This window comes from Arthrobacter sp. NamB2, assembly GCF_005281365.1.
In the GTDB taxonomy this organism is placed as follows: Bacteria; Actinomycetota; Actinomycetes; order Actinomycetales; family Micrococcaceae; genus Arthrobacter_D.
Genome location: NZ_SZWI01000001.1, coordinates 117,663 through 143,418 on the forward strand (window position 1 = coordinate 117,663; position 25,756 = coordinate 143,418).

34 protein-coding genes are annotated in these 25,756 nt (G+C 64.5%); all 34 read left to right on the forward strand.

Annotated elements, in window-relative coordinates; genetic code table 11:
* Positions 1 to 342: 342 nt before the first annotated feature.
* The 34 genes from rpsL to rplQ all read left to right on the forward strand — a co-directional run bounded on the left by rpsL (position 343) and on the right by rplQ (position 25,739).
* Positions 343 to 717, forward strand: a complete 375-nt coding sequence (rpsL, locus tag FDK12_RS00555) for a 30S ribosomal protein S12 (protein ID WP_087076907.1) — start codon at positions 343 to 345, stop codon at positions 715 to 717.
* 1 nt (position 718) lies between these two features.
* A complete protein-coding gene (gene rpsG, locus FDK12_RS00560; protein WP_087076905.1) occupies positions 719 to 1,189 on the forward strand; it encodes a 30S ribosomal protein S7 in 471 nt (156 codons plus the stop codon).
* 87 nt (positions 1,190 to 1,276) lie between these two features.
* Positions 1,277 to 3,391, forward strand: coding sequence for an elongation factor G (fusA, locus tag FDK12_RS00565; protein WP_137367775.1), 2,115 nt, complete (start codon positions 1,277 to 1,279; stop codon positions 3,389 to 3,391).
* Between the two features lie 204 nt (positions 3,392 to 3,595).
* A complete protein-coding gene (gene tuf / locus FDK12_RS00570; protein ID WP_104118804.1) occupies positions 3,596 to 4,786 on the forward strand; it encodes an elongation factor Tu in 1,191 nt (396 codons plus the stop codon).
* A 146-nt stretch (positions 4,787 to 4,932) separates the two neighbouring features.
* On the forward strand, positions 4,933 to 8,931 hold the full coding sequence (locus tag FDK12_RS00575; RefSeq protein WP_137367776.1) for a DUF3488 domain-containing protein: 3,999 nt from the start codon (positions 4,933 to 4,935) through the stop codon (positions 8,929 to 8,931).
* Positions 8,932 to 9,380: 449 nt separating this feature from the next.
* Positions 9,381 to 9,689, forward strand: a complete 309-nt coding sequence (gene rpsJ / locus FDK12_RS00580; RefSeq protein ID WP_026531952.1) for a 30S ribosomal protein S10 — start codon at positions 9,381 to 9,383, stop codon at positions 9,687 to 9,689.
* A 16-nt stretch (positions 9,690 to 9,705) separates the two neighbouring features.
* Positions 9,706 to 10,362 carry a 50S ribosomal protein L3 gene (gene rplC, locus FDK12_RS00585; RefSeq protein ID WP_137367777.1) on the forward strand — a complete coding sequence of 219 codons (657 nt, stop codon included), beginning with the start codon at positions 9,706 to 9,708 and terminating at the stop codon, positions 10,360 to 10,362.
* Between the two features lie 4 nt (positions 10,363 to 10,366).
* Entirely contained in the window at positions 10,367 to 10,990 is a 624-nt protein-coding gene (gene rplD, locus FDK12_RS00590) for a 50S ribosomal protein L4 (RefSeq protein ID WP_104118807.1), read from the forward strand.
* Positions 10,987 to 11,292 (forward strand): 50S ribosomal protein L23, encoded by a 306-nt coding sequence (rplW, locus tag FDK12_RS00595; protein WP_087076895.1) that lies wholly within the window; start codon positions 10,987 to 10,989, stop codon positions 11,290 to 11,292. The genes rplD and rplW overlap by 4 nt, the downstream gene beginning before the upstream one ends.
* Before the next feature lie 31 nt (positions 11,293 to 11,323).
* A complete protein-coding gene (gene rplB, locus FDK12_RS00600) occupies positions 11,324 to 12,163 on the forward strand; it encodes a 50S ribosomal protein L2 (protein WP_104050959.1) in 840 nt (279 codons plus the stop codon).
* A gap of 12 nt (positions 12,164 to 12,175) precedes the next feature.
* Entirely contained in the window at positions 12,176 to 12,457 is a 282-nt protein-coding gene (gene rpsS / locus FDK12_RS00605; protein WP_026549122.1) for a 30S ribosomal protein S19, read from the forward strand.
* Positions 12,458 to 12,494: 37 nt separating this feature from the next.
* Positions 12,495 to 12,860 (forward strand): 50S ribosomal protein L22, encoded by a 366-nt coding sequence (gene rplV / locus FDK12_RS00610; RefSeq protein WP_049829178.1) that lies wholly within the window; start codon positions 12,495 to 12,497, stop codon positions 12,858 to 12,860.
* The gene (gene rpsC, locus FDK12_RS00615) at positions 12,861 to 13,706 is read left to right on the forward strand and encodes a 30S ribosomal protein S3 (protein WP_104118808.1); all 846 of its coding nucleotides are present in this window, start codon (positions 12,861 to 12,863) and stop codon (positions 13,704 to 13,706) included.
* Complete coding sequence (rplP, locus tag FDK12_RS00620) at positions 13,707 to 14,123, forward strand: 50S ribosomal protein L16 (protein ID WP_087030089.1); 417 nt, start codon at positions 13,707 to 13,709, stop codon at positions 14,121 to 14,123.
* Positions 14,124 to 14,125: 2 nt separating this feature from the next.
* Complete coding sequence (gene rpmC, locus FDK12_RS00625) at positions 14,126 to 14,467, forward strand: 50S ribosomal protein L29 (RefSeq protein ID WP_104118809.1); 342 nt, start codon at positions 14,126 to 14,128, stop codon at positions 14,465 to 14,467.
* Positions 14,464 to 14,775, forward strand: coding sequence for a 30S ribosomal protein S17 (gene rpsQ, locus FDK12_RS00630; protein ID WP_104118810.1), 312 nt, complete (start codon positions 14,464 to 14,466; stop codon positions 14,773 to 14,775). The genes rpmC and rpsQ overlap by 4 nt, the downstream gene beginning before the upstream one ends.
* A gap of 354 nt (positions 14,776 to 15,129) precedes the next feature.
* On the forward strand, positions 15,130 to 15,498 hold the full coding sequence (rplN, locus tag FDK12_RS00635; RefSeq protein WP_049829173.1) for a 50S ribosomal protein L14: 369 nt from the start codon (positions 15,130 to 15,132) through the stop codon (positions 15,496 to 15,498).
* A 3-nt stretch (positions 15,499 to 15,501) separates the two neighbouring features.
* Positions 15,502 to 15,876: a 50S ribosomal protein L24 gene (gene rplX, locus FDK12_RS00640; protein WP_104118811.1), complete on the forward strand. Its 375-nt coding sequence runs from the start codon at positions 15,502 to 15,504 to the stop codon at positions 15,874 to 15,876.
* Positions 15,876 to 16,451, forward strand: a complete 576-nt coding sequence (gene rplE, locus FDK12_RS00645) for a 50S ribosomal protein L5 (protein ID WP_104118812.1) — start codon at positions 15,876 to 15,878, stop codon at positions 16,449 to 16,451. Before rplX ends, rplE begins: the two co-directional genes overlap by 1 nt.
* 87 nt (positions 16,452 to 16,538) lie before the next feature.
* Positions 16,539 to 16,937 (forward strand): 30S ribosomal protein S8, encoded by a 399-nt coding sequence (gene rpsH, locus FDK12_RS00650; RefSeq protein WP_043440638.1) that lies wholly within the window; start codon positions 16,539 to 16,541, stop codon positions 16,935 to 16,937.
* An 18-nt stretch (positions 16,938 to 16,955) separates the two neighbouring features.
* Positions 16,956 to 17,492 (forward strand): 50S ribosomal protein L6, encoded by a 537-nt coding sequence (gene rplF, locus FDK12_RS00655; RefSeq protein WP_104118813.1) that lies wholly within the window; start codon positions 16,956 to 16,958, stop codon positions 17,490 to 17,492.
* Positions 17,493 to 17,494: 2 nt separating this feature from the next.
* Positions 17,495 to 17,878 (forward strand): 50S ribosomal protein L18, encoded by a 384-nt coding sequence (rplR, locus tag FDK12_RS00660; protein WP_087076881.1) that lies wholly within the window; start codon positions 17,495 to 17,497, stop codon positions 17,876 to 17,878.
* Between the two features lie 29 nt (positions 17,879 to 17,907).
* Positions 17,908 to 18,618 (forward strand): 30S ribosomal protein S5, encoded by a 711-nt coding sequence (rpsE, locus tag FDK12_RS00665; RefSeq protein WP_137367778.1) that lies wholly within the window; start codon positions 17,908 to 17,910, stop codon positions 18,616 to 18,618.
* A complete protein-coding gene (gene rpmD / locus FDK12_RS00670) occupies positions 18,618 to 18,836 on the forward strand; it encodes a 50S ribosomal protein L30 (RefSeq protein WP_104118815.1) in 219 nt (72 codons plus the stop codon). The genes rpsE and rpmD overlap by 1 nt, the downstream gene beginning before the upstream one ends.
* The gene (gene rplO, locus FDK12_RS00675; protein WP_104118816.1) at positions 18,836 to 19,333 is read left to right on the forward strand and encodes a 50S ribosomal protein L15; all 498 of its coding nucleotides are present in this window, start codon (positions 18,836 to 18,838) and stop codon (positions 19,331 to 19,333) included. The genes rpmD and rplO overlap by 1 nt, the downstream gene beginning before the upstream one ends.
* A 224-nt stretch (positions 19,334 to 19,557) precedes the next feature.
* Positions 19,558 to 20,868 (forward strand): preprotein translocase subunit SecY, encoded by a 1,311-nt coding sequence (secY, locus tag FDK12_RS00680; RefSeq protein WP_104118817.1) that lies wholly within the window; start codon positions 19,558 to 19,560, stop codon positions 20,866 to 20,868.
* A 5-nt stretch (positions 20,869 to 20,873) separates the two neighbouring features.
* On the forward strand, positions 20,874 to 21,437 hold the full coding sequence (locus FDK12_RS00685) for an adenylate kinase (protein ID WP_137368227.1): 564 nt from the start codon (positions 20,874 to 20,876) through the stop codon (positions 21,435 to 21,437).
* A gap of 9 nt (positions 21,438 to 21,446) precedes the next feature.
* Positions 21,447 to 22,274 (forward strand): type I methionyl aminopeptidase, encoded by an 828-nt coding sequence (map, locus tag FDK12_RS00690; RefSeq protein ID WP_137367779.1) that lies wholly within the window; start codon positions 21,447 to 21,449, stop codon positions 22,272 to 22,274.
* Positions 22,275 to 22,456: 182 nt separating this feature from the next.
* Positions 22,457 to 22,678, forward strand: coding sequence for a translation initiation factor IF-1 (gene infA / locus FDK12_RS00695; RefSeq protein WP_019481515.1), 222 nt, complete (start codon positions 22,457 to 22,459; stop codon positions 22,676 to 22,678).
* 21 nt (positions 22,679 to 22,699) lie between these two features.
* Positions 22,700 to 22,813: a 50S ribosomal protein L36 gene (gene rpmJ / locus FDK12_RS00700; RefSeq protein ID WP_043440658.1), complete on the forward strand. Its 114-nt coding sequence runs from the start codon at positions 22,700 to 22,702 to the stop codon at positions 22,811 to 22,813.
* 163 nt (positions 22,814 to 22,976) lie between these two features.
* A complete protein-coding gene (rpsM, locus tag FDK12_RS00705) occupies positions 22,977 to 23,354 on the forward strand; it encodes a 30S ribosomal protein S13 (protein WP_104118820.1) in 378 nt (125 codons plus the stop codon).
* A gap of 151 nt (positions 23,355 to 23,505) precedes the next feature.
* Positions 23,506 to 23,907 carry a 30S ribosomal protein S11 gene (rpsK, locus tag FDK12_RS00710; RefSeq protein ID WP_104052715.1) on the forward strand — a complete coding sequence of 134 codons (402 nt, stop codon included), beginning with the start codon at positions 23,506 to 23,508 and terminating at the stop codon, positions 23,905 to 23,907.
* Between the two features lie 150 nt (positions 23,908 to 24,057).
* Entirely contained in the window at positions 24,058 to 25,068 is a 1,011-nt protein-coding gene (locus tag FDK12_RS00715; protein WP_104118821.1) for a DNA-directed RNA polymerase subunit alpha, read from the forward strand.
* A gap of 65 nt (positions 25,069 to 25,133) precedes the next feature.
* Positions 25,134 to 25,739, forward strand: a complete 606-nt coding sequence (gene rplQ, locus FDK12_RS00720) for a 50S ribosomal protein L17 (RefSeq protein ID WP_137367780.1) — start codon at positions 25,134 to 25,136, stop codon at positions 25,737 to 25,739.
* Positions 25,740 to 25,756: the final 17 nt, after the last annotated feature.

A 25,756-nucleotide genomic window follows, 5' to 3' on the forward strand; every position in this document is an offset into this window, starting at 1 on the left:
TCGGTCCGGGGCCTTTCCCGTCCGCCGATGTGTCGTCCGCAGGTGGCAGATCACCGAGGACCAGAGGGCGCGGGTCAGCCGGTCGAACTCTGGTAGACTTGATACCAATTGTTTGTGTGGCAGAGGATCGGCGTTGCGAAACGTATCTCCGTGTTGTACGTAAGTTGTACAACGAATGCCACATTTTCGCACGCCTACAGTCGTTCTGCGGCAGCTCTATGGTTGGTGTTGCGCCAAACGACTGATCATCCCAACCTCTGGGTGGTGCGGCCCTGCGAAGCTGCCCTTACCGCGGAGTAGGGCGACACAGAACTCATCCGAGACATTACGGAGAACACGAAAGTGCCTACGATTAACCAGCTGGTCCGCAAGGGCCGGTCACCTAAGGTCTCCAAGACCAAGGCGCCCGCACTCAAGGGCAGCCCCATGAAGCGCGGCGTTTGCACCCGCGTCTACACCACCACTCCGAAGAAGCCGAACTCGGCTCTGCGCAAGGTCGCTCGCGTGCGCCTCAACGGCGGCATCGAAGTCACCGCCTACATTCCCGGTGTCGGTCACAACCTTCAGGAACACTCCATCGTGCTCGTGCGCGGCGGACGTGTGAAGGACCTCCCCGGTGTTCGTTACAAGATCATCCGTGGCGCACTGGACACCCAGGGCGTGAAGAACCGCAAGCAGGCACGCAGCCGCTACGGAGCAAAGATGGAGAAGAAGTAATATGCCTCGTAAGGGCCCGGCCCCGAAGCGGCCGCTCGTACTAGATCCCGTCTACGGTTCGCCCCTGGTCACGCAGCTGATCAACAAGGTGCTGGTCGACGGCAAGAAGTCCACCGCCGAGCGCATCGTCTACGGTGCCCTCGAAGGCGCACGCGCCAAGTCCGGCGGCGACCCGGTCGCAGCCCTCAAGAAGGCCATGGACAACGTCAAGCCGACCCTCGAGGTCCGCTCACGCCGTGTCGGTGGAGCCACCTACCAGGTCCCCGTCGAGGTGAAGCCCGGTCGTTCGACCGCCCTGGCCCTTCGCTGGCTGGTCGGTTACTCCAAGGCTCGTCGCGAGAAGACGATGACCGAGCGCCTGCAGAACGAGATCCTCGACGCATCGAACGGTCTCGGTGCCGCCGTCAAGCGTCGCGAGGACACGCACAAGATGGCCGAGTCGAACAAGGCCTTCGCACACTACCGCTGGTAGCAGAGCTGCCGATCCGGCCGTGACCCGATCCGGGCCGGCCGGGCCGGCGGTCCAGCAGAACTCCATTCTCGTCATAAGGGAGACACCGTGGCACAGGACGTGCTTACCGACCTCAACAAGGTCCGCAACATCGGCATCATGGCCCACATCGATGCCGGCAAGACCACTACTACCGAGCGCATCCTGTTCTACACGGGTGTCAACCACAAGATCGGCGAGACGCACGACGGCGCCTCCACCACCGACTGGATGGAACAGGAGAAGGAGCGCGGCATCACCATCACGTCTGCCGCTGTCACCTGCTTCTGGGAGAACAACCAGATCAACATCATCGACACCCCCGGGCACGTCGACTTCACCGTCGAGGTAGAGCGCTCGCTGCGCGTCCTCGACGGCGCCGTCGCAGTGTTCGACGGCAAGGAGGGCGTCGAGCCCCAGTCGGAGACCGTCTGGCGTCAGGCCGACAAGTACGAAGTCCCCCGCATCTGCTTCGTCAACAAGATGGACAAGCTGGGCGCGGACTTCTACTTCACCGTCGACACCATCATCAGCCGCCTGGGCGCCAAGCCCCTCGTGCTGCAGCTCCCGATCGGCGCCGAGAACGACTTCATCGGTGTCGTCGACCTGCTGCACATGCGTGCACTGGTCTGGCCCGGCGATGCCAAGGGTGACGTGACCATGGGCGCGAAGTACGAGGTCCAGGAGATTCCCGCGGACCTCCAGGCGAAGGCCGAGGAGTACCGCGCGGCTCTCGTCGAGACCGTCGCCGAGTCCTCGGACGAGCTCATGAACAAGTACCTCGAGGGTGAAGAGATCAGCATCGAGGAGCTGAAGGCCGGCATCCGCAAGATGACGATCAACTCCGAGCTGTACCCGATCCTCTGCGGATCCGCGTTCAAGAACCGCGGTGTGCAGCCGATGCTCGACGCCGTCATCGACTACCTGCCCTCGCCGCTCGACGTCCCCCCGATGATCGGTCACGATCCCCGGGACGAAGAGATCGAGCTCACGCGCAAGCCGAGCACGGAGGAGCCCTTCTCGGCCCTTGCGTTCAAGGTCGCGACGCACCCCTTCTTCGGTCAGCTGACCTTCATCCGCGTGTACTCCGGCCAGATCTCCGCCGGTACGCAGGTGACGAACTCCACGAAGACCAAGAAGGAGCGCATCGGCAAGCTCTTCCAGATGCACGCCAACAAGGAGATTCCCGTCGAGGAAGCCCTTGCCGGCCACATCTACGCGGCGATCGGCCTGAAGGACACCACCACCGGTGACACCCTGTCCGACTCCGCGAACCAGATCGTCCTCGAGTCCATGAGCTTCCCGGAGCCCGTGATCTCGGTGGCCATCGAGCCGAAGACCAAGGGTGACCAGGAGAAGCTCTCCACGGCCATCCAGAAGCTCTCGGCCGAGGATCCCACCTTCCAGGTGTCCCTCAACGAGGACACCGGACAGACGATCATCGCCGGCATGGGCGAGCTCCACCTGGACATCCTGGTGGACCGCATGCGCCGCGAGTTCAAGGTCGAGGCCAACGTGGGCAAGCCGCAGGTCGCCTACCGCGAGACGATCAAGCGCGCTGTCGCCAAGCACGACTACACCCACAAGAAGCAGACGGGTGGCTCGGGCCAGTTCGCGAAGATCCAGATCGCGATCGAACCCCTGGACACGGCCGACGGCGAGCTGTACTCGTTCGACAACAAGGTCACCGGTGGCCGCGTGCCGCGCGAGTACATCCCGAGCGTCGACGCCGGCATCCAGGACGCACTCAACGACGGTGTCCTCGCGGGCTACCCCGTGGTGGGCATCAAGGCTACGCTGCTCGACGGCGCCTACCACGACGTCGACTCCTCCGAAATGGCCTTCAAGATCGCCGGCCGCATGGCGTTCAAGGAAGCTGCCCGGATGGCGCAGCCGGTCCTGCTCGAGCCGTTGATGGATGTCGAGGTACGCACGCCCGAGGAGTACATGGGCGAAGTCATCGGCGACCTCAACTCGCGCCGTGGCCAGATGCAGTCCATGGAGGACGCGAGCGGCGTGAAGGTCATCCGCGCCCACGTGCCCCTCTCGGGCATGTTCGGCTACATCGGTGACCTGCGGTCGAAGACTCAGGGTCGCGCCGTGTACTCGATGCAGTTCGACAGCTACTCGGAGGTCCCGAAGGCAGTAGCCGACGAGATCATCCAGAAGACTCGCGGCGAGTAGTACCCTCCCGGAAGCGGGAAATCCGGGGAGCGGGGCCGGTCTGTCGAAGGGCAGGCCGGCCCCACACCCCACTGCTGGGCCAGTCGGACCGGTAGAGCAGAGCAATTTCATCAAAACCAAAAGCCCCCAGTAGACTTGCATGAGTTTCAGCTGCGAAAAGCGCGGCTGGGAAGCAAATCTTCTCAAACGTTCTAGGAGGAACCCGTGGCGAAGGCAAAGTTCGAGCGGACTAAGCCGCACGTTAACATCGGCACCATCGGTCACGTTGACCATGGAAAGACCACGTTGACGGCTGCCATTTCCAAGGTGCTGTACGACAAGTACCCCACCCTCAACGAGCAGCGTGACTTCGCGTCGATCGACTCGGCTCCCGAGGAGAAGCAGCGCGGCATCACCATCAACATCTCGCACGTCGAGTACCAGACCGAGAAGCGCCACTACGCACACGTAGACGCCCCCGGTCACGCTGACTACATCAAGAACATGATCACCGGTGCGGCCCAGATGGATGGCGCCATCCTCGTTGTCGCCGCCACCGACGGTCCCATGGCCCAGACCCGCGAGCACGTTCTGCTCGCCCGCCAGGTCGGCGTTCCCTACCTGCTGGTCGCGCTGAACAAGTCCGACATGGTCGACGACGAGGAGCTCCTGGACCTCGTCGAGATGGAGGTCCGCGAACTGCTCAGCTCGCAGGGCTTCGACGGCGACGACGCTCCTGTCGTCCGCGTTTCCGGCCTCAAGGCTCTCGAAGGCGACCCCGAGTGGGTCAAGTCCGTCGAGGAGCTCATGGAGGCTGTCGACAACAACGTGCCCGACCCCGTGCGCGACAAGGACAAGCCGTTCCTCATGCCTGTCGAGGACGTCTTCACGATCACCGGTCGTGGAACCGTCGTCACGGGCCGCGCCGAGCGTGGAACCCTGGCCATCAACTCCGAGGTCGAGATCGTCGGCATCCGTCCGGTCCAGAAGACCACGGTTACCGGTATCGAGATGTTCCACAAGCAGCTCGACGAGGCTTGGGCCGGCGAGAACTGTGGTCTGCTCCTCCGCGGTATCAAGCGCGAAGACGTAGAGCGTGGACAGGTCATCGTGAAGCCGGGTTCGATCACCCCGCACACCGACTTCGAGGCCAACGTCTACATCCTGGCCAAGGACGAGGGCGGGCGTCACAACCCGTTCTACTCGAACTACCGCCCGCAGTTCTACTTCCGCACCACGGACGTAACCGGTGTCATCACCCTCCCCGAGGGCACCGAGATGGTTATGCCCGGCGACAACACTGAGATGACCGTTGAGCTCATCCAGCCCATCGCAATGGAAGAGGGCCTCGGCTTCGCAATCCGCGAAGGCGGCCGCACCGTTGGTTCGGGACGTGTCACCAAGATCCTGAAGTAGATTCAGCATCATCCGGCCGGTGCTGACCGGTAGGAATCGAAGAACCCCCGTCGTATCCACGGCGGGGGTTCTTCGTTTAACGCGGGTGTCCGCACCACCTAGACTTGCCGAAATGCCCAGGGAGGCGCACACGGGGGAGTGACAGCATGGGGTTCGTCGGATTGCTGCTGGTACTGGGTGCCGGTGGCCTGCTGGGCTGGGTGGTCAGAGGGCGCAACCTTCGTGGCCGTTTCCGATTGTGGCCCATCGAGGTCCCTTCACCGGCCGAGGTGTATGAGGAGGGCTTCCGGGCTGGACTGGCGGAAGCCGCCAGGGCGCACGGAGCCCAGCCCGACACGATGATCGGCTCGCCGGACGACCGAGCACAGCAATCCTCCCGCCGTCCGGAGGCGCCCGTTGGTGCCGGCCCGCACGCGACGACGTCCGAGGCAGTCGGGACCGGCCGGTTCGGCCATCCGGTCCTGAGCCGGGAAGACCACCCGCCGACAGTGCCCGTGGTCGAGCCGCCGACGCAGGAGGAGATCGCGGCCACCAAGGCTGCGCGCGACCTCCGGAACATCAACATCGCGTTGTACTCAGCAAGCCTCCTGCTGGTCGCAGCCGGTGGCCTGTTCATCGGCGCCGCGGTGCCCGGGTCCGCCCGCGCGGTGACGATCATCGTGGTCGTCGTCCTCTTCTACGCCGGCGGGCTGGTGGTCCATTCGCGGTTACCGAGGCTCCGGCCGGCCGCCGTCGCCTTTGCAGGCACAGGCCTCGCGCTCCTGCCGGTGGCGGGACTGTTGTTCGGGTTGCTGAGCGGACAGGGGAGCATCGCCTGGTTCGCCACGGCCATCATCGGAACCGCAGCGTACCTGCTTGCCGCGGTACGGCTGCGGAGCAGGGTCGTCGCCTACTTCACCCTGCCGTTCTTCCTCTCCATCGCGCTGTCGTCGGTGTCCCTCATCGGGGGCGCGCTGGTGTGGTACTTCACGTGCTCCATCGGTGTAGCCGCCGTTCTGGCCGCCCTCGTGCGCCTGGCCCCCAAGTGGTTGCCCGGAATCATCGCGCAAGCTCTCGTGGACACGCACCGCTTGCTGACGCCGATCGCGCTCGTCGCCTCGCTGCTCCTCGGGGGGCTGCTCACCGAGGTCGACAGGTCCCTGCTGTGGCTCGTCGGGACGATGTACTACGCAGCGCTTCTGGCCTTCCTGGACCTCGCGCGGGTTCAGCACTTCTACGCCCTGAGAATCGTCGGAAGTGTTGCCGTGCTCCTCACTGCATCGGCCGGTGGATTGTCGCCGTGGTGGTCGCTGGTCGTGCTCGCAGGCGTGCTCGGCCTCCAGGTCGCAGGTCTCCTCACCGCTCGGGACACGATCAGCCGCCTCCTCGGCGGGATCATCCAGCCCACCACCGCGGTCGCATCGGTTGCACCGGTTGCATCGGTCGCATCGGTTGCATCGGTCGCATCGGTCGCATCGGTTGCGCAGGGCCGCGAACGGGCTGCGGCGCACTACCGTCTGGATCTGCTCGTGACCTTCGGAGCGATGACGTTCGTGGCGGCGATCGTCACCCTCGGCACGTCCTGGTTCCGGATGTCGGTCACCGTCGACGGGCCGGACCCGATCGTGCCGGTGCTGTTGGTCCTGCTACTGGGCATGGTGACCGCACTGCGCAACAGGGGGGCCTTCGAGCTGCTGGTCGCCCCGGGGGTCCTCCTGGGTGCGATGACGCCGTGGGCCAACCCCTGGCGTCTCGAGATCGTGCTGGTCCTGGCCGCCTGCTACTTCGGGACCCGGGCCTGGGGCGCCAGGAACCCACAACGGGAGCGCTTTGTGCTCGCTGCTCGTGGGGCCATCGTCCCGCTGATGCCGATCACCGTCCTCGTCCACCTGCCGGAGCCCGTGCTGTCGGACATGACGACGGACGATGTGGCAGGCCTCGCGCTCGTGGCAGCCCTCGCCGGTAACCAACTCGTGGAGGTACTCCTGAACCGCGCGCAGGGGCGCGGGCAGGGACGCGTGCAGGACCGCATGGAGGAACGCCTGCAGGAAGCCGGGCAGCAGAACCCGCCTTCGGTAGGAGCCCTCGCAGTCGCAGTGATCTGCTCGGCGAGCGTGCTGTCCTTGTTCGCCGCCGGTGTGCTCGCGGTCGAAGCCCGAGCAGCGACGATCGCAGCGGCAGGTCTCTGGATCGTCATCGGCGTCGGTACTGCGACGTCCCTGGTACTGCATCCCGCGATACGCGCTTCTGTTCAGGATGCAGGCAGCGCGTTCACCCGGAAGGGGAGGTGGACCGTGCAGCAAGGTCCTTCCCTCCCCGGCGTCGGAAGGCCACAGCGCACCCCGATCCCGGTACGTGCCCACCTGATCGACGCGATCGCCCCGCTGTCGATCACGGTAGCCGCGCTGGCCGGCCCCGCGGCGGGCTTCGGCGCCCTGTCCTATGAGCTGCTGCTCGTCCTTACCGTCACCTACTGCGCGGTCATGGCACGACGATCACGCGGACTCCGCAGCAGGGGTGCCTACATGCTCGCCGCGCAACTCGCCTTCACCGCGCTGACGGCAGTCGCTTCCGCGGATCTCGAGCTGTCCGTGCATGGAGTATTCACGGCAGTAGCTGCCAGCGTCGCCCTGCAGGAGGCGGTACGAGCGCTGGTGCGCTACCGGCTGCGGGACATCGGCTTGCAAGCCTCGTCGACGTGGCTGAGTCTCGCACTGCTCGTGGCCCTGCCGGTGGTCTACGGGGCCGTCGCCGAGTCCGGGCCGAGGCTCGGCGTGGTCACCGTCCACCTCCTCCTGCTCGGTGCGATAGCCTCACTCGTGTTCGTGCTCCAGCGGAAGGACCCGGCGTCCTACCTGACCCTGTACGCGGGGGCAGCGCTCCTTGCGGTCCTGTCCGGCGTCGTGCCGACGACGCGCGCAGGCTGGTTGCCCTCACCGCCGCTCACGGAGCCGGCAGCAGCGGTCCTCGCGGCGGTGTGCGTCGTAGGTCTCGTGCTGGTGCGCATCCGATCCGCCGACGCTCGCCTGCAGTTGCCCAGCTGGGTAGGGGCAGCATTGTTCGGTCTGGAGGGACTGGCGCTCGGCCTCAATGACGGCGTCGGATGGGACAGGGTCTTCGTGACCGCCGTGCTGGCAGGTGCCATGTTCGCACTGTCGCGCCGCGAAGCGGTCCCCTGGCTCGAGGCAGGGGGAGCGGTGGCGGTCATCGTCTCCGCCACGGCACTCGTGGAAGAACTCACGCGTCGTGCCGATGGCACATTCGCGGCCGGCACGACCCAACTGCTCCTGGGCGCAGTGGTGGCCGCCGCGATTCTGTACGGCGGACGCACCTTCCTGCCCGGCGGACACGGCGACCGCCTTCGGTACCGGATCCTCGGCACGGCAGCACTGGGCTGGACCGGCGTCGCCGCCATGGTCGCGATGGTGCCGGACGAATCCGCCGTGGCCGCGTCCGCGATCCTCGTCGCCGCGGCACTCCTGGGAGCATGGGAGGTGCCGGTCCGTGCGCGGCTCCTCTACGGTGAAGCAGCCTTCCTCGTGCCGGTTGCAGCAGCGCAGCGGGTCACCTGGCTCTTCACGGGCGGATTGGACCTCTTCTGGGCAGCACAGTGGTGGGTTATCGCCCTGGCCCTCCTGAGTGCATACTCCCTCACGCGCGGGACCGAGCGCAGGGGGCCGATCTGGCTCGGGGCAGCGGCGGTCCTGCTCTCCGGGACGGGACTGTTGACTGTCGTCGATGGCACCACGGGAGCCCAGGTCTGGTCCCTGTGCGGCCACGTGGCCCTCCTCCTTGCAGGGGTCGCCCTCTCACGCCGGATGTTCAGCCTCTGGGGAGCGGTAGGCATCGCGCTGGCGCTGCTCTGGTTCCTGCGGGGGTTCACCTTCCTGCTGCTGACGGTTGCGGCGCTCCTCCTCCTCGCCTTCGCGCTGTGGAAGCTCAACAGCCAGACACGGGGCAGCGGGCAGGAGCCTGCCTCGGGAGCGGATGCCCCGACCGGCCCCGGGGTCGCGGCCTCGGCCCGGGAACCGTCGAACCCGGGGGGAGCGGCGCAGCAGTCCGCGCCTCGACCCCTGGACCAACCGACCCTGCCGGTCCACCGTTCGGGCGGTGCATCATCGCAGCCCGAGCCACCGGCGGACCATCCGCTCGTCCCGCCGTCGTAGGACCCGCGGGGCGCCATTACTGAAGTTCTGGGAGAAGAACGGGCTCAGGGGCAGCGGCTTCACCCGGGCGTCGCGCAGATCACCCGACGCTAGGGCAGCCCGGTTCGCAATCGTCCGCGCGATCTGCGACACTAGATAAGTTGTTCAAGTGCTAACGCGCGCGGTTTGAGACCTCATCCCGGTCAGGATAATGCCTGATGCAGGGATCGAGTCCACCGGAGCGTGCGGCCCAAATATAATCCACCCCGTTCGGCCCGCTCGAAATCAGCGGACTGTGTGTGTCCAGAGAGTGCGACACGCCCGAGCGCGGGGGTGGGAGCCCTAGCAGGGTGAGGAACCCGGATCCATCCGGATTCAGTCTGCGGGGGAGCGTCGTACAACGGGCGCAGGAAATGTACGTACGTACCGGAACTGCCCAGGCAGTTATGTAGAGAGAGAGTCGAGACGCCATGGCGGGACAAAAAATCCGCATCCGGCTGAAGTCATATGACCACGAGGTCATTGATGTTTCAGCACGGAAGATCGTTGAGACGGTGACGCGCGCAGGCGCAACGGTCGTGGGCCCCGTGCCCCTTCCCACGGAGAAGAACGTGTTCGTTGTTATCCGGTCCCCGCACAAGTACAAGGACAGCCGTGAGCACTTTGAAATGCGTACTCACAAGCGTCTGATCGACATCATTGATCCCACGCCCAAGGCCGTCGATTCGCTGATGCGTCTCGATCTGCCTGCGGACGTGAACATCGAAATCAAGCTGTAAGGGAGAGCGGATACACATGTCTACTTCACTTACGCGCCAGGTCAAGGGCCTGCTGGGCATCAAGCTCGGCATGACCCAGGTCTGGGATGAGAACAACATCCTCGTCCCCGTCACCGTGCTCCAGGCGGACTCGAACGTCATCACCCAGCTCCTCAGCGAGGGCAACGACGGCTACAGCGCCGTCCAGATCGGCTTCGGCCAGATCGACCCCCGCAAGGTCACCAAGCCGCTCGCAGGCCACTTCGAGAAGGCAGGCGTCACGCCCCGCCGTCACGTCGTCGAACTGCGTACGTCCGACGCCGACTCCTACTCGCTCGGCCAGGAACTCTCCGTCGAGATGTTCGAGGCCGGCCAGACGGTCGACGTCATCGGCACCACCAAGGGCAAGGGCTTCGCCGGTGTCATGAAGCGCCACGGTTTCCACGGTGTTGGAGCCTCGCATGGTGCTCACAAGAACCACCGCAAGCCCGGGTCCATCGGTGGAGCATCCACCCCCAGCCGCGTCTTCCGTGGAATGAAAATGGCAGGCCGCATGGGCGCCGTTCGTCAGACCACGCTGAACCTCAAGGTTCACGCTGTCGACGCAGAGAAGTCGCTGCTGCTGATCAAGGGTGCCGTCCCCGGCGCCCGCGGCCAGGTCGTCCTCGTACGCACCGCCGTGAAGGGAGCATAGCCACATGGCTGCCAACACTGTAAAGGTCGATCTCCCCGCGGAGATCTTCGACGCACAGACCAACGTGCCGCTGCTGCACCAGGTCGTCGTGGCCCAGCTTGCCGCTGCCCGCCAGGGTACGCACAAGACCAAGACCCGCGCCGAGGTCAGTGGCGCCGGCCGCAAGCCGTTCAAGCAGAAGGGAACCGGTCGTGCCCGCCAGGGTTCGATCCGTGCACCTCACATGACCGGTGGCGGTATCGTCCACGGACCCACCCCCCGCGACTACAGCCAGCGCACCCCCAAGAAGATGATCGCTGCCGCCCTGCGCGGAGCGCTCTCGGACCGGGCACGCAACGGCCGTATCCACGTCCTCGAGTCCCTGGTCACCGGTGACAAGCCGTCGACCAAGGGTGCCATCGAGACCCTGCGCGCGATTTCCGAGCGGCCCCGCCTGCTTGTCGTCATCGAGCGTGCCAACGACGTCGCAGCACTGTCCGTGCGCAACGTTCCCGAGGTACACGTCCTCTACGTAGACCAGCTCAACACGTACGACGTGCTGGTTTCCGACGACGTGATCTTCACCAAGGCCGCCTACGACCAGTTCGTCGGTGCGTCTGATGTCATCACCGAGGAGGATGCCAAGTGAGCGGTACCATCGCAAAGGATCCGCGCGACGTCGTCATTGCACCCGTCGTCTCGGAGAAGAGCTACGGCCTGATCGACGAAGGCAAGTACACCTTCCTGGTCGACCCTCGCTCGAACAAGGAAGAAATCAAGCTGGCGGTCGAGAAGATCTTCTCCGTGAAGGTCGAATCGATCAACACCATCAACCGGGTTGGCAAGCGCAAGCGCACCAAGTTCGGCTGGGGCCAGCGCAAGGGCACCAAGCGTGCCATCGTGTCCCTCAAAGAGGGCTCGATCGACATCTTCGGCGGTCCGCTCTCCTAGAGCGGAGACCACTTTAACGAGGAATTGAGTTATGGGAATCCGTAAATACAAGCCGACAACCCCGGGCCGTCGTGGCTCGAGCGTTGCCGACTTCGCTGAAATCACACGGTCTACGCCGGAAAAGTCGTTGGTCCGTCCCCTTCCGAAGAAGGGTGGACGTAACAACACCGGAAAGATCACGACCCGCCACAAGGGCGGTGGACACAAGCGTCAGTACCGTCTGATCGACTTCCGCCGCCACGACAAGGACGGCGTCGACGCCCGCGTTGCCGAGATCGAGTACGATCCCAACCGCACCGCGCGCATCGCCCTCCTGCACTACGTCGACGGCACCAAGCGCTACATCATCGCGCCGAACAAGCTCAAGCAGGGCGACTTCGTCGAGGCTGGTGCGGGAGCGGACATCAAGCCCGGCAACAACCTGCCGCTGCGCAACATCCCCGTCGGTACCGTCATCCACGCCGTCGAGCTCCGCCCAGGCGGCGGCGCGAAGATGGCACGCTCCGCCGGTGCCTCGGTACAGCTCGTCGCCAAGGAAGGCCGCTTCGCCCAGCTGCGACTGCCCTCCGGTGAAATCCGCAACGTCGACGTCCGCTGCCGCGCGACGATCGGCGAGGTCGGTAACGCCGAGCAGTCGAACATCAACTGGGGCAAGGCCGGCCGTAACCGCTGGAAGGGCATCCGCCCGACCGTCCGCGGTGTCGCCATGAACCCGGTCGACCACCCGCACGGTGGTGGCGAGGGCAAGACCTCCGGTGGACGCCACCCGGTCAACCCGAACGGTAAGGCCGAAGGCCGCACCCGTCGCCCCAACAAAGAGAGCGACTCACTCATCGTGCGTCGCCGTCGTTCCGGCAAGAACAAGCGATAGGAGCCTGGAGACATGCCACGCAGCCTGAAGAAAGGCCCCTTCGTCGATCAGCACCTTTACGTAAAGGTCGCTCGCGAGAACGAATCGGGCACGAAGAACGTCATCAAGACGTGGTCCCGCCGCTCCATGATCGTTCCCGACATGCTCGGGCACACGATCGCGGTGCACGACGGACGCAAGCACATCCCGGTGTTTGTCACCGAGTCGATGGTCGGGCACAAGCTCGGCGAATTCGCTCCCACGCGGACTTTTCGCGGCCATGTTAAGGACGACCGCAAGGGCAAGCGCCGCTAGGCGCTGCTCTTACGGCTAAGACGAGAGAAGGAAAGCAATGGAAGCCAAGGCTATTGCGCGTCATATCCGCGTAACGCCTATGAAGGCCCGGCGCGTCGTCAACCTTGTTCGTGGTAAGCAGGCGAATGAGGCTCTGGCTATTCTGAAGTTTGCCCCACAGGTTGCTTCGGAGCCGGTTTTCAAGGTGGTCCAGTCGGCAGTCGCCAACGCCCGCGTCCTCGCGGACCGCGACGGCGTTGCCTTCGACGAGGACAACCTCATCATCAGCGAAGCATTTGTTGATGAAGGCCCCACGATGAAGCGGTTCCGTCCGCGAGCCCAGGGCCGCGCGTTCCGCATCAACAAGCGGACCAGCCACATCACGGTTGTCGTCGCTACCCCTGAGAAAGTGGAGGTCCGCTAAGTGGGACAGAAAGTAAACCCGCACGGGTTCCGACTCGGCATCACCACCGACCACAGGTCACACTGGTTCGCCGACAGCAACAAGCCGGGCCAGCGCTACCGTGACTTCGTTCGCGAAGACATCAAGATCCGCCAGCTCATGTCGACCGGCATGGACCGGGCAGGCATCGCGAAGGTCGAGATCGAGCGCACCCGCGACCGCGTCCGCGTGGACATCCACACGGCACGTCCCGGCATCGTCATCGGCCGCCGCGGAGCAGAGGCAGACCGCATCCGCGGCGAGCTCGAGAAGCTCACGGGCAAGCAGGTCCAGCTGAACATCCTCGAGGTCAAGAACCCCGAGATCGAAGCACAGCTTGTGGCGCAGGGCATCGCCGAGCAGCTTTCCTCCCGCGTGGCCTTCCGCCGCGCGATGAAGAAGGCCATGCAGTCCGCACAGCGTGCCGGCGCCAAGGGCATCCGTGTCCAGTGCTCCGGTCGCCTGGGTGGCGCCGAAATGAGCCGTTCGGAGTTCTACCGCGAGGGACGCGTTCCCCTGCACACGCTCCGCGCCAACATCGACTACGGCTTCTTCGAAGCGAAGACCACCTTCGGCCGCATCGGCGTGAAGGTCTGGATCTACAAGGGTGACGTCACGGCGAAGGAACTCGCAGCGCAGGCTGCGGCAGCTCCCTCCCGTGGCCGCGGTGGAGACCGTCCGGGCCGTGGCCCTGCCGGCGCCGACCGTGGTGGCGACCGCGGCGGAGACCGTCGTCGTCGTGCTCCCGAGCGCTCCGAGGGCCAGGGTGCGTCAGCTCCCGCCGAGACCGCCGCAGCACCCGCTGCGACTGAAGGAGGACAGGCTTAAATGCTTATCCCACGCCGCGTCAAGTTCCGTAAGCAGCACCACCCGGGTCGTTCCGGCGCTGCAACCGGCGGTACCGAGGTCAGCTTTGGCGAGTGGGGTATCCAGGCTCTGAGCCCGGCATACGTCACCAACCGCCAGATCGAGTCCGCTCGTATCGCCATGACCCGCCACATCAAGCGTGGCGGCAAGGTCTGGATCAACATCTATCCGGACCGTCCGTTGACCAAGAAGCCTGCCGAGACCCGCATGGGTTCCGGTAAGGGTTCGCCCGAGTGGTGGGTGGCCAACGTCAAGCCCGGACGTGTTCTCTTCGAACTGTCCGGTGTAACCGAAGAGGTAGCCCGCGAAGCCCTGCGCCTCGCGATCCACAAGCTGCCGTTGAAGGCACGCATCGTGCGTCGTGAGGGTGGTGAATAGTTATGGCTCTGGGTTCAAAGGAACTGGCAACAGACCAGCTGGACGGCTTCGATAAGGACCGCCTGGTGGAAGAACTGCGCAAGGCCAAGGAGGAGCTGTTCAACCTCCGTTTCCAGTCGGCCACCGGCCAGCTCGAAAGCCACGGTCGCCTTCGTTCGGTGAAGCGTGACATCGCACGCATCTACACGGTGCTGCGTGAGCGTGAACTGGGTATCCGCCCCGAGGTCGTCGCTCCCGTCGAGGAAGCGAAGCCGGAAAAGGCGGAGAAGCCCAAGAAAGCCAAGAAGGCCTCCAAGGACGAACCGTCCGTGGACACCGAGGCTTCTGAGGAGGACGCCAAATGAGTGAGCAGCAGAGCGAAACGACCGTAGGAACCGAGAAGGCCGTCCACGACGCCAACTCGCGCGGCTACCGCAAGGTACGTCGTGGCTACGTCGTCTCCGACAAGATGGAGAAGACCATCGTGGTCGAGGTCGAGGACCGCGTGAAGCACGGCCTGTACGGCAAGGTGCTTCGCCGCAGTTCCAAGGTCAAGGCGCACGACGAGCAGAACACCGCCGGCATCGGCGACATGGTCCTGATCAGCGAGACCCGCCCGCTGTCCGCTACCAAGCGGTGGCGCCTGGTGGAGATCATCGAGAAGGCCAAGTAGCACCAAGCAGTACCGAAGCAGTACCCGGGCCGGTTCCGCCGGCTCCACTGAAGAAGCCCCGGACGCGATTTCGCGTCCGGGGCTTCTTCGCGATACTATAAGAATCTTGTCTGTCTGGTGGGCTGGCGCATGCCCTCAGGAAGTTTGCTTCCAGGGTCGCCCTCACGGGGTTTCCTTCACACCGGGCACATAGGCAAAAGCCCGATAATCTTGTTCATCACAATCCACTGTGCAGAGATCCACGCACAGCTGCGCGCTCAGGCGTGCGGGTGGTGAGTACCAGTATTACGGGGCCCACCCATATCCGTTCCGCAAGGCTCGATGAGAGAACCAGCGCGACGACAGGAGTAATCAGTGATTCAGCAGGAGTCGCGGCTAAAGGTCGCCGACAACACGGGGGCCAAGGAAATCTTGACCATCCGCGTTCTCGGAGGATCCGGGCGCCGCTACGCAGGCATCGGCGACGTCATCGTCGCCACCGTGAAGGACGCGATCCCGGGCGGCAACGTCAAGAAGGGTGACGTCGTCAAGGCGGTCATCGTCCGCACCAAGAAGGAACGCCGCCGTGCGGATGGTTCCTACATCAAGTTTGATGAGAACGCAGCAGTGATTCTGAAGAACGACGGCGACCCTCGCGGTACCCGCATCTTCGGCCCTGTCGGTCGCGAGCTCCGCGACAAGCGTTTCATGAAGATCATCTCGCTGGCGCCGGAGGTGCTGTAGTCCATGGCACAGAAGACAAAGCTCAAGATCAAGAAGGGTGACCTCGTCCAGGTCATCACCGGAGCCAAGCAGGAACGCGGCGGAGACCGCGGCAAGCAGGGCAAGGTACTGAAGGTGTTCCCCGAGACCAACCGCGTACTCGTGGAAGGCATCAACCGGATCACGAAGCACACCAAGGTCGGGCAGTCGCAGCGCGGCACCAAGACCGGTGGCATCGAGGTCCTTGAGGCCCCCGTGCACATCAGCAACGTCGCGGTCGTCGATCCCGAGACCAAGAAGCCGACCCGCGTCGGATACCGCACCGAGACCGTCGAACGCGACGGCCGCGAGCGCGTTGTCCGCATCCGCGTGGCCAAGTCATCAGGGAAGGATCTGTAATGACTGTCGAAACCACAGAAACCAAGGTTCTTCCCCGCCTCAAGGCGCGCTACGCGTCCGAGATCAAGGCGACCCTGCAGGAAGAGTTCAACTACGCCAACGTCAACCAGGTCCCGCGCCTGGTGAAGGTTGTCGTCAACATGGGTGTCGGTGACGCCGCCAAGGACTCCAAGCTGATCGACGGAGCCGTCAAGGACCTCACCGCGATCACGGGCCAGAAGCCCCAGGTCACGAAGGCCCGCAAGTCCATCGCACAGTTCAAGCTCCGCGAAGGAATGCCCATCGGTGCACACGCAACCCTGCGGGGCGACCGCATGTGGGAATTCACGGACCGCCTGATCTCCCTCGCACTGCCCCGTATCCGCGACTTCCGCGGCCTCAACGGCAAGCAGTTCGACGGCAACGGCAACTACACCTTCGGCCTCACGGAGCAGTCCATGTTCCACGAGATCGACCAGGACAGGATCGACCGCGTGCGTGGCATGGACATCACCGTCGTCACAACTGCCAAGACCGACGCCGAGGGCCGTGCGCTCCTCAAGGCACTTGGCTTCCCCTTCAAATCCGAAGATTAATCTAACTACGTTGCAGGTCCGCTCCAGTCGGCACTCCGTGTGCCGCCCGGATTCCGGAAACCGTTTCGAGGAAGGGCAAGAGCCCACATGACAATGACTGACCCAGTCGCAGACATGCTCACGCGTCTGCGCAATGCAAACTCGGCGTACCACGACTCCGTGTCGATGCCGTACAGCAAGTTGAAGGCCCGCGTCGCGGACATCCTGAAGGCCGAGGGCTACATCGCCGGCTGGAAGGAAGAGGAAGCGGAGGTCGGCAAGAAGCTGACCATCGACCTCAAGTTCGGACCGGACCGCCAGCGCTCCATCGCCGGCATCCGCCGTATCTCCAAGCCCGGCCTGCGCGTGTACGCGAAGTCCACGAACCTGCCCCACGTGCTTGGCGGCCTCGGCATCGCCATCCTGTCCACGTCCTCCGGTCTGCTCACGGACCGCCAGGCATCCAAGAAGGGTGTAGGTGGGGAAGTCCTCGCCTACGTCTGGTAGCGGGAAAGGGAAAGAAACATGTCACGTATTGGACGTCTCCCCATCACCGTTCCTGCCGGTGTCGAGATCAATGTCAACGGCAACGAGGTCTCCGTCAAGGGTGCGAAGGGCGAGCTGAGCCACACTGTGCCCAGCCCCATCGAGGTATCCCTGAACGAGGGGACCCTCACGGTCACGCGCCCGAACGACGAGCGCGAGTCGCGTTCGCTGCACGGTCTCACCCGCACGCTCATCTCCAACATGATCGTCGGAGTCACCGAGGGCTACAAGAAGAACCTTGAGATCGTGGGCACGGGTTACCGTGTGCAGGCCAAGGGCACCGACCTGGAATTCGCTCTGGGTTACAGCCACCCGGTCGCCGTCAAGGCTCCCGAGGGCATCACCCTGACCGTCGACAGCCCCACCAAGCTCTCGGTCGCAGGCATCAACAAGCAGCAGGTCGGCGAGGTCGCTGCAACCATCCGCAAGCTGCGCAAGCCTGACCCCTACAAGGGCAAGGGCATCCGCTACGCAGGCGAGATCATCCGCCGCAAGGTCGGAAAGGCTGGTAAGTAACCATGGGACTGAGCATCAACAAGAAGCGCAGCTCGAAGAGCAAGTCCGCCTCGCGTGGACGCCGCCACCTCCGTGTACGCAAGCGCGTCTCGGGCACGGCTGTTCGTCCCCGCCTGGTCGTCAACCGTTCGGCCCGCCACGTATTCGTGCAGGTCGTCGACGACACCAAGGGCGTGACCGTCGCATCAGCCTCCACCCTCGAAGCGGATCTCCGTGCATTCGATGGTGACAAGACCGCCAAGGCGAAGCGCGTTGGCGAACTGGTTGCAGAGCGTGCCAAGGCTGTCGGTGTCGAAGCAGTCGTCTTCGACCGCGGCGGTAACAAGTACCACGGTCGCGTTGCAGCAATCGCAGACGGCGCACGTGAAGGTGGGCTGGCACTGTGACCGAGGAAAACAAGGCAAAGGAAGCCCCATTGAATACGGCTACAGAGCAGCCCGCAGCCGAAGCTCCGGCTGCAGGCGCAACTGAGACCGCGTCGGCTGACGCGAACCGTGGCCGCGGCAACTCCCGCGGTGGCGAGCAGCGCGGCGGTAACTCCCGCGGCGGCGAGCGTGGCGGCCGTGGTGGCCGCGACGGGCGCGACGGTGGGCGGAACGACGACAAGGACAAGTTCATTGAGCGCGTCGTCACCATCAACCGTGTCGCCAAGGTCGTCAAGGGTGGCCGTCGCTTCAGCTTCACCGCCCTCGTGGTGGTAGGCGACGGCAACGGTATGGTCGGCGTCGGCTACGGAAAGGCGAAGGAAGTTCCCTCCGCCATCCAGAAGGCCGTCGAGGAAGCCAAGAAGACGATGTTCCGCGTTCCGCGCATCGGCGGCACCGTCCCGCACCTGGTGCAGGGCGAGGCAGCAGCCGGAGTCGTCCTTCTCCGTCCCGCGTCCCCGGGTACCGGTGTTATCGCCGGTGGTCCGGTGCGCGCTGTCCTGGAGTGCGTCGGTATCCACGACGTCCTCTCCAAGTCGCTCGGTTCCGCGAACGCCATCAACATCGTTCACGCAACCGTTGACGCGCTGAAGCGCCTCGAAGAGCCCCAGGCAGTCGCGGCCCGCCGCGGCCTGCCCCTCGACGAGGTCGCATCCCACCAGATGCTGCGCGCGATCGCAGCTCAGAAGGCAGGTGCGTGATGACCGCGATCACTCCGAAGCGAGTACTGGTGAGCTCGGCGAAGCTCGAGATCACCCAGATCAAGTCCGCTATTGGCGGCAAGCAGAACCAGCGCGACACGCTGCGGTCACTCGGCCTCAAGCGGATCGGCCACACCGTGGTTCGTGAAGCCGATGCCGTCACCGTTGGCATGATCAACACGGTTCCGCACCTCTTGAAGGTTGAGGAGGCCAACTAATGGCAGAGAAGAACACCGCGGCTCCGGCCGCGACCGAAGCGAACGCAGAGCGTGTGCACACCCTGAAGGTCCACCACCTGCGACCCGCACCGGGTGCCAAGACGGCGAAGACCCGTGTTGGCCGTGGTGAGGGTTCGAAGGGTAAGACCGCAGGCCGAGGCACCAAGGGAACTGCAGCCCGCTACCAGGTGAAGGCAGGATTTGCCGGCGGCCAGCTGCCGCTGCACATGCGCCTCCCCAAGCTGCGCGGCTTCAAGAACCCGTTCCGCGTCGAGTTCCAGGTCGTGAACCTGGACAAGCTCTCCGAGCTGTACCCCGATGGCGGCGACGTCACGGTGGACAGCCTGGTGGCGAACGGTGCCGTCCGCAAGAACCAGCCCGTCAAGGTGCTGGGGACCGGCGAGATCACCGTGGCCGTCAACGTGTCGGCTGACGCCTTCTCCGCATCCGCTGCAGAGAAGATCGTCGCGGCAGGCGGAACCGTCACCGAGCTGTAGGTCGTCGGTCGGCCCTCTCCCGGCTACTCCGGGGGAGGGGTCGGCTGTGATCGAGAGCATCGAGGAACTAGACTTCTGGTGGGCAGGGCTGGATCAGCCCACCAGGAGTCTTTTTTCGGCTCAGCCGCCCCATCACCTGCCGGTGCCGTCGCACCGGTGACCAACCGTTAGACTCGGTTGTTGTGTACGGTCCGCAAAGGACCAACAGACCTTCAGGAGGACGCTTGCTTAGCGCTATTGGCCGGGCTTTCCGGACGCCAGACTTGCGGCGCAAGCTGTTGTTCACGCTGGGAATCATCACCATCTTCCGTCTGGGTGCGTTCATCCCCGCTCCGGGCGTCGACTACGGCAACGTCCAGCAGTGCCTCGCCCTGGGTAACACCGAGGGCGGCCTGTACCAGTTCGTGAACCTCTTCAGCGGCGGTGCCCTTCTCCAGGTCTCCATCTTCGCACTCGGCATCATGCCGTACATCACGGCGAGCATCATCACGCAGCTCCTCCGGGTGGTCATCCCCCGCTTCCAGGAGCTGCACCAGGAAGGCGCGCAGGGTCAGTCCAAACTTACCCAGTACACGCGCTACCTGACGATCGCGCTCGGCCTGCTGAACGCGACCACCCTCGTGTCCCTCGCCCGCTCGGGCGCGCTGCTGGGCAACTGTCCGGTTCCCCTGATCCCGGACGACAGCCTCATCACCATCATGCTGTTGATCATCACGCTCACGGCCGGCACCGGCCTCATCATGTGGATGGGTGAGCTCATCACCGAGCGTGGTGTCGGCAACGGCATGTCGCTGCTCATCTTCACCGCCATCGCAGCAGGTTTCCCCACCTCTCTGGGCGAGATCCTCCGCACGCAGGGCGCCACCGTGTTCGCCTTCGTCCTCGCGATGGGCGTCGTCGTCGTCGCCCTCGTGATCTTCGTGGAGCAGTCCCAGCGGCGCATCCCCGTGCAGTACGCCAAGCGCATGGTGGGCCGTCGGACGCTCGGAGGCAGCAGCACCTACATCCCGATCAAGGTCAACATGGCCGGCGTCATCCCCGTGATCTTCGCGTCCTCGATGCTGTACCTCCCGAGCCTCATCGCGCAGTTCAACACGCCGCAGGACGGCACCGCCCCGGCCGCGTGGGTCAACTGGATCACCACCTACCTGACGAGTGGGGACCATCCCCTCTACATGGCGATGTACTTCCTGCTGATCGTCTTCTTCACCTACTTCTACGTCGCCATCACGTTCAATCCGGACGAGGTGTCCGAGAACATGAAGAAGTACGGCGGATTCATCCCCGGCATCCGTGCCGGACGCCCCACCGCCGAGTACCTCCAGTACGTGCTCTCCCGGATCACCCTGCCAGGTGCCATCTACCTGGGCCTGGTGGCGCTGATCCCGCTCATCGCGCTGGTCGCCATCGGTGCGAACCAGAACTTTCCGTTCGGTGGCACCTCGATCCTCATCATGGTCGGAGTGGGGCTGGAGACCGTAAAGCAGATCGACGCACAGCTTCAGCAGCGTCACTACGAAGGGTTGTTGCGTTGACGAGAATGCTGATCATCGGTCCCCCAGGCTCAGGCAAGGGCACCCAGGCTGCGCGGATCTCCGAGCGGCTCGGCGTCGTGGCCATCTCGACGGGCGACATCTTCCGGGACAACGTGAAGCGGGAGACACCGCTGGGCGTCGAGGCCAAGAAGTACATGGACGCGGGTGATTTCGTCCCGGACAGCGTGACCAACAGCATGGTCCGGGATCGGCTGGCGGCCGACGACGTGCAGGAGGGTTTCCTGCTCGACGGCTACCCGCGCACTGCGGCCCAGGTCGCAGAGCTCGACGACATCCTCCGTGAGAACGAGTTGGGGCTCGACGTCGTGCTGCAGCTCACTGCCGACGACGAGGAGCTCGTCAAGCGGCTTCTCGGTCGCGCGAAGCTCGACGGACGCTCGGACGACAACGAGCAGGTCATCCGCCACCGCCTCGGCCTGTACCACGACCAGACCGAAGCAGTCGTGTCGCGCTACGACGAGCGTGGCATCGTCACGAAGGTCGACGGCATCGGGACCATCGACGAGGTCACCGAGCGCGTCATGGCAGCCCTCAAAGTCGCAAGCTAGGAATTCCGCATGTTCCGTCAGCCCAAGGTCGAGTACAAGACGACCAGTCAGATGCTCGTGATGCGTGAAGCAGGGCTGGTGCTGTCGGACGCGCTCGACCGTACGGTCGCGGCGGCCACGGTCGGAGTCACCACCGCGCACCTCAACGAGGTGTTCGAGGGTGTCCTCCGGGAGGCGGGCGCGACCTCGAACTTCCTCGGGTACCACGGGTTCCCGGCCAGTATCTGCACGTCGGTGAACCACGAGGTCGTCCATGGGATCCCGGGTGGATACACCCTTAAGGACGGGGACATCATCTCGATCGACGGCGGCGCCGTCGTGCGGGGCTGGCATTCCGACTCCGCCCGCACCGTGATCGTCGGAACCCCGCGCCCCGAGGACGTCCGGCTGTCGAGCGTGACCGAGGAGGCGATGTGGCGGGGAATCGCCGCTCTGGCCTCCGCGCGTTTCGTCGGGGACATCGGAGCGGCGATCGACGACTACGTGTCATCGGTTCCGGGGCCGCCCCTGGGGATCCTCGAGGACTACGTAGGTCACGGCATCGGGACGGCGATGCACCAAGCGCCGGACGTCCTCAACTACCGCAGCTCCAACCGTGGGCCGAAGGTCCGGCCGGGCCTGTGCCTCGCGATCGAGCCGATGCTGGTGCAGGGAGGCCTCGAGACTGCCGTGCTCGACGACGAATGGACGGTCGTCACCACGGACGGCAAGCGCGCGTCCCAGTGGGAACACAGTGTGGCGGTGCATGACGGCGGAATCTGGGTTCTGTCTGCTCCGGATGGGGGAGCCTCCCGGCTCGAGCCCCTCGGCGTCACCCCCGCGCCGCTGGCCGGCTGACGAGCCGATTTAACTATCGGGCGCCATTAGCGTAGAGTCGTCTGTTGGTTGTCTCTGCTTTTCGTGCCCATTTGGGCCCCGGAGACCTCCCGCGCGAGAGTTTCGGCTCCCTGCGGGTTCGACAATCAAAACCCTAAACCCGTCTGCCATGCAAGTGGCGGGCATAGACGTTAGCGGAGGATATGGCCAAGAAAGACGGTGTCATTGAGATTGAAGGCACTGTGAACGAGGCGCTGCCCAACGCGATGTTCCGCGTTGAGTTGGCCAACGGTCACATTGTTCTCGCCCACATCTCGGGAAAGATGCGCCAGCACTACATTCGAATCCTTCCTGAGGACCGGGTCGTAGTGGAACTCAGCCCGTACGACCTCACCCGGGGCCGTATTGTCTACCGCTACAAATAAGAATCAACTCGAAGGAAAACCATGAAGGTCAACCCGAGCGTGAAGCGGATCTGCGAGAAGTGCCAGGTGGTTCGCCGCAAAGGCAACGTTCTCGTCATCTGCGAGAACCCGCGCCACAAGCAGCGCCAGGGCTAAGAGCCTCTCCCGAGGCTCTTCCCACGCGTAGAAGTACATTCAACGGCAGAACAGCGTTCCCTCGAGGAACGTACACCCCCGGCTCGGAGGCCGGGGACCGGGCCACACGGTCCGGGGACGTTCTGCTCCATACCTCCGGTAACACCAAAGGAGAACCGCCACCATGGCACGTCTCGCTGGCGTAGACATCCCCCGCGAAAAGCGGGTAGTCATCGCGCTTACCTATATCTACGGCGTGGGCAAGACCCGTGCAGAGAAGACGATCGTCGACACGGGGATCTCCCCGCACACGCGCGTCAAGGACCTCAGTGACGCAGAGCTCGTCCAGCTCCGCGACTACATCGAAGGCAACTTCAAGGTCGAGGGCGACCTCCGCCGCGAGGTCGCAGCCGACATCCGCCGCAAGGTCGAGATCGGCAGCTACGAAGGCATTCGGCACCGCCGCGGCCTTCCCGTACGTGGACAGCGTACGAAGACCAACGCTCGTACCCGCAAGGGCCCGAAGCGCACGGTCGCAGGCAAGAAGAAGGTCGGACGCTAGTCCCTGACGGCCCCCTAACCGGGCTCGCTAGCGCTCGCCCGGCCAGGGAACCCCGCCATCAGGGGCCCATCCGTCCGGTGATCGTCCAGATCACCAGAGCACGTCCGATCAGCCGATCACTGCTTTACCCAATACCTTCGTAGGAGAAGTAATGCCCCCCAAGACTCGTGGAGCGGTTCGTAAGCCGCGTCGCAAGGACAAGAAGAACATCGCGCTCGGTCAGGCGCACATCAAGAGCACCTTCAACAACACCATCGTGTCCATCACGGACCCCAGCGGAGCAGTCATCTCCTGGGCCTCCGCCGGTGAGGTTGGCTTCAAGGGCTCACGCAAGTCCACCCCGTTCGCTGCGCAGATGGCTGCAGAAGCCGCTGCTAAGCGTGCTCAGGAGCACGGCGTCCGCAAGGTCGACGTCTTCGTGAAGGGTCCGGGATCGGGTCGCGAAACGGCAATCCGCTCGCTGCAGGCCACGGGCCTCGAGGTCGGCTCCATCTCGGACGTCACCCCGAGCGCGCACAACGGCTGCCGCCCGCCGAAGCGCCGCCGCGTCTAATCAGCTTCGCGGTCACCGTGCCGCCTTGCCGGAGCTCACGTTCCGGCAAGGCGGTTCGGTGCCGTTTCCAGGAGCTTTTGAGCCGGCTCACCAGCAGTCCCGCCCATTTAGAAGCGTCATATAGCGGATGCTTCCTGAAAGGAAATGTAAGTGCTTATTGCACAGCGCCCCACCCTGACTGAAGAAGTAGTCGCCGACAATCGCTCACGGTTCGTCATCGAACCGCTCGAGCCCGGTTTCGGCTACACCCTCGGCAACTCGCTCCGCCGTACGCTGCTGTCCTCGATCCCCGGTGCTGCCGTCACGAGCATCCGCATCGACGGCGTGCTGCACGAATTCACCACGGTTCCCGGGGTGAAGGAGGATGTCACCGAGATCATCCTCAACATCAAGAACCTCGCCGTCTCCTCGGAGCACGACGAGCCCGTCGTCGCCTACCTGCGCAAGCAGGGCCCCGGCGTCGTCACGGCTGCGGACATCGCGCCTCCCGCAGGCGTCGAGTTCCACAACCCCGACCTCCACATCGCGACCCTCAACTCGAAGGGCAAGTTCGAACTCGAACTGACCATCGAGCGTGGACGCGGCTACGTATCGGCCTCGCAGAACAAGTCCGGCGATTCCGAGATCGGCCGCATCCCGGTCGACTCGATCTACTCGCCGGTCCTGAAGGTCACCTTCCGCGTGGAAGCCACCCGCGTCGAGCAGCGCACCGACTTCGACAAGCTGATCGTCGACGTCGAGACGAAGGACGCCATCGCCCCGCGCGACGCCGTCGCCTCTGCAGGCACCACCCTGGTGGAGCTGTTCGGCCTCGCCCGCGAACTGAACACCGCCGCCGAGGGCATCGAGATCGGCCCGTCGCCGACGGACGCAGCACTCGCAGCCGACATGGCGCTGCCGATCGAGGACCTCGAACTGACGGTCCGCTCGTACAACTGCCTCAAGCGTGAGGGCATCCACTCCGTGGGTGAACTCGTCGCACGCTCCGAGGCCGACCTCATGGACATCCGCAACTTCGGTGCGAAGTCCATCGACGAGGTCAAGGCCAAGCTCGTCGAGCTGGGTCTGAACCTGAAGGATTCCCCTCCAGGCTTCGACCTCGCCGCCCGCGCTGCCGCTATCGAAGAGGACGACGCCGCCTACGGCGACGAAGAGCTCTAACACGTAATCCGGCCGTCCCGTTGCTGGGAAGCGACGGGACGGCTACCTAATGAGGAGAAACAATCATGCCCACACCCACCAAGGGCCCACGTCTCGGAGGCGGTCCGGCGCACGAACGCCTGATGCTCGCCAACTTGGCCGCCTCACTGTTCGAGCACAAGCGCATCACCACCACGGTGACCAAGGCCAAGCGCCTTCGCCCCTACGCGGAGCGTCTCATCACGTTCGCGAAGAAGGGTGACCTCGCGTCGCGTCGCCGCGTCCTCGGAGTCATCAGCAGCAAGAGCATCGTCCACGAACTGTTCACGGACATCGCTCCCGCCGTCGCCAACCGCGAGGGTGGCTACACCCGCATCACGAAGATCGGCAACCGCAAGGGCGACAACGCTCCCATGGCAGTCATCGAACTGGTGCTGGAGCCTATGTCGGCCAAGCAGTCCGTCGTTGCCGAGGCCGAGCAGGCCAAGGCGCCGGCAGCAGCTCCCGTCGCCGAGTCCGTCGATTCGCCGGAGTCAGCTGACTCGGTGGATTCGGTCGATTCCGCAGAGTCGGCCGAGTCGGCAGCATCTGCCGAAGAGGTCGCAGCCGAGGACACGACGGTGGACGCCGAAGCCGGCACCGCCGACGAGGTCGTCGTCGTCGAAGGCGACGTAGCCGACGAGAAGAAGTAATTCTTCCCACCCGTCGC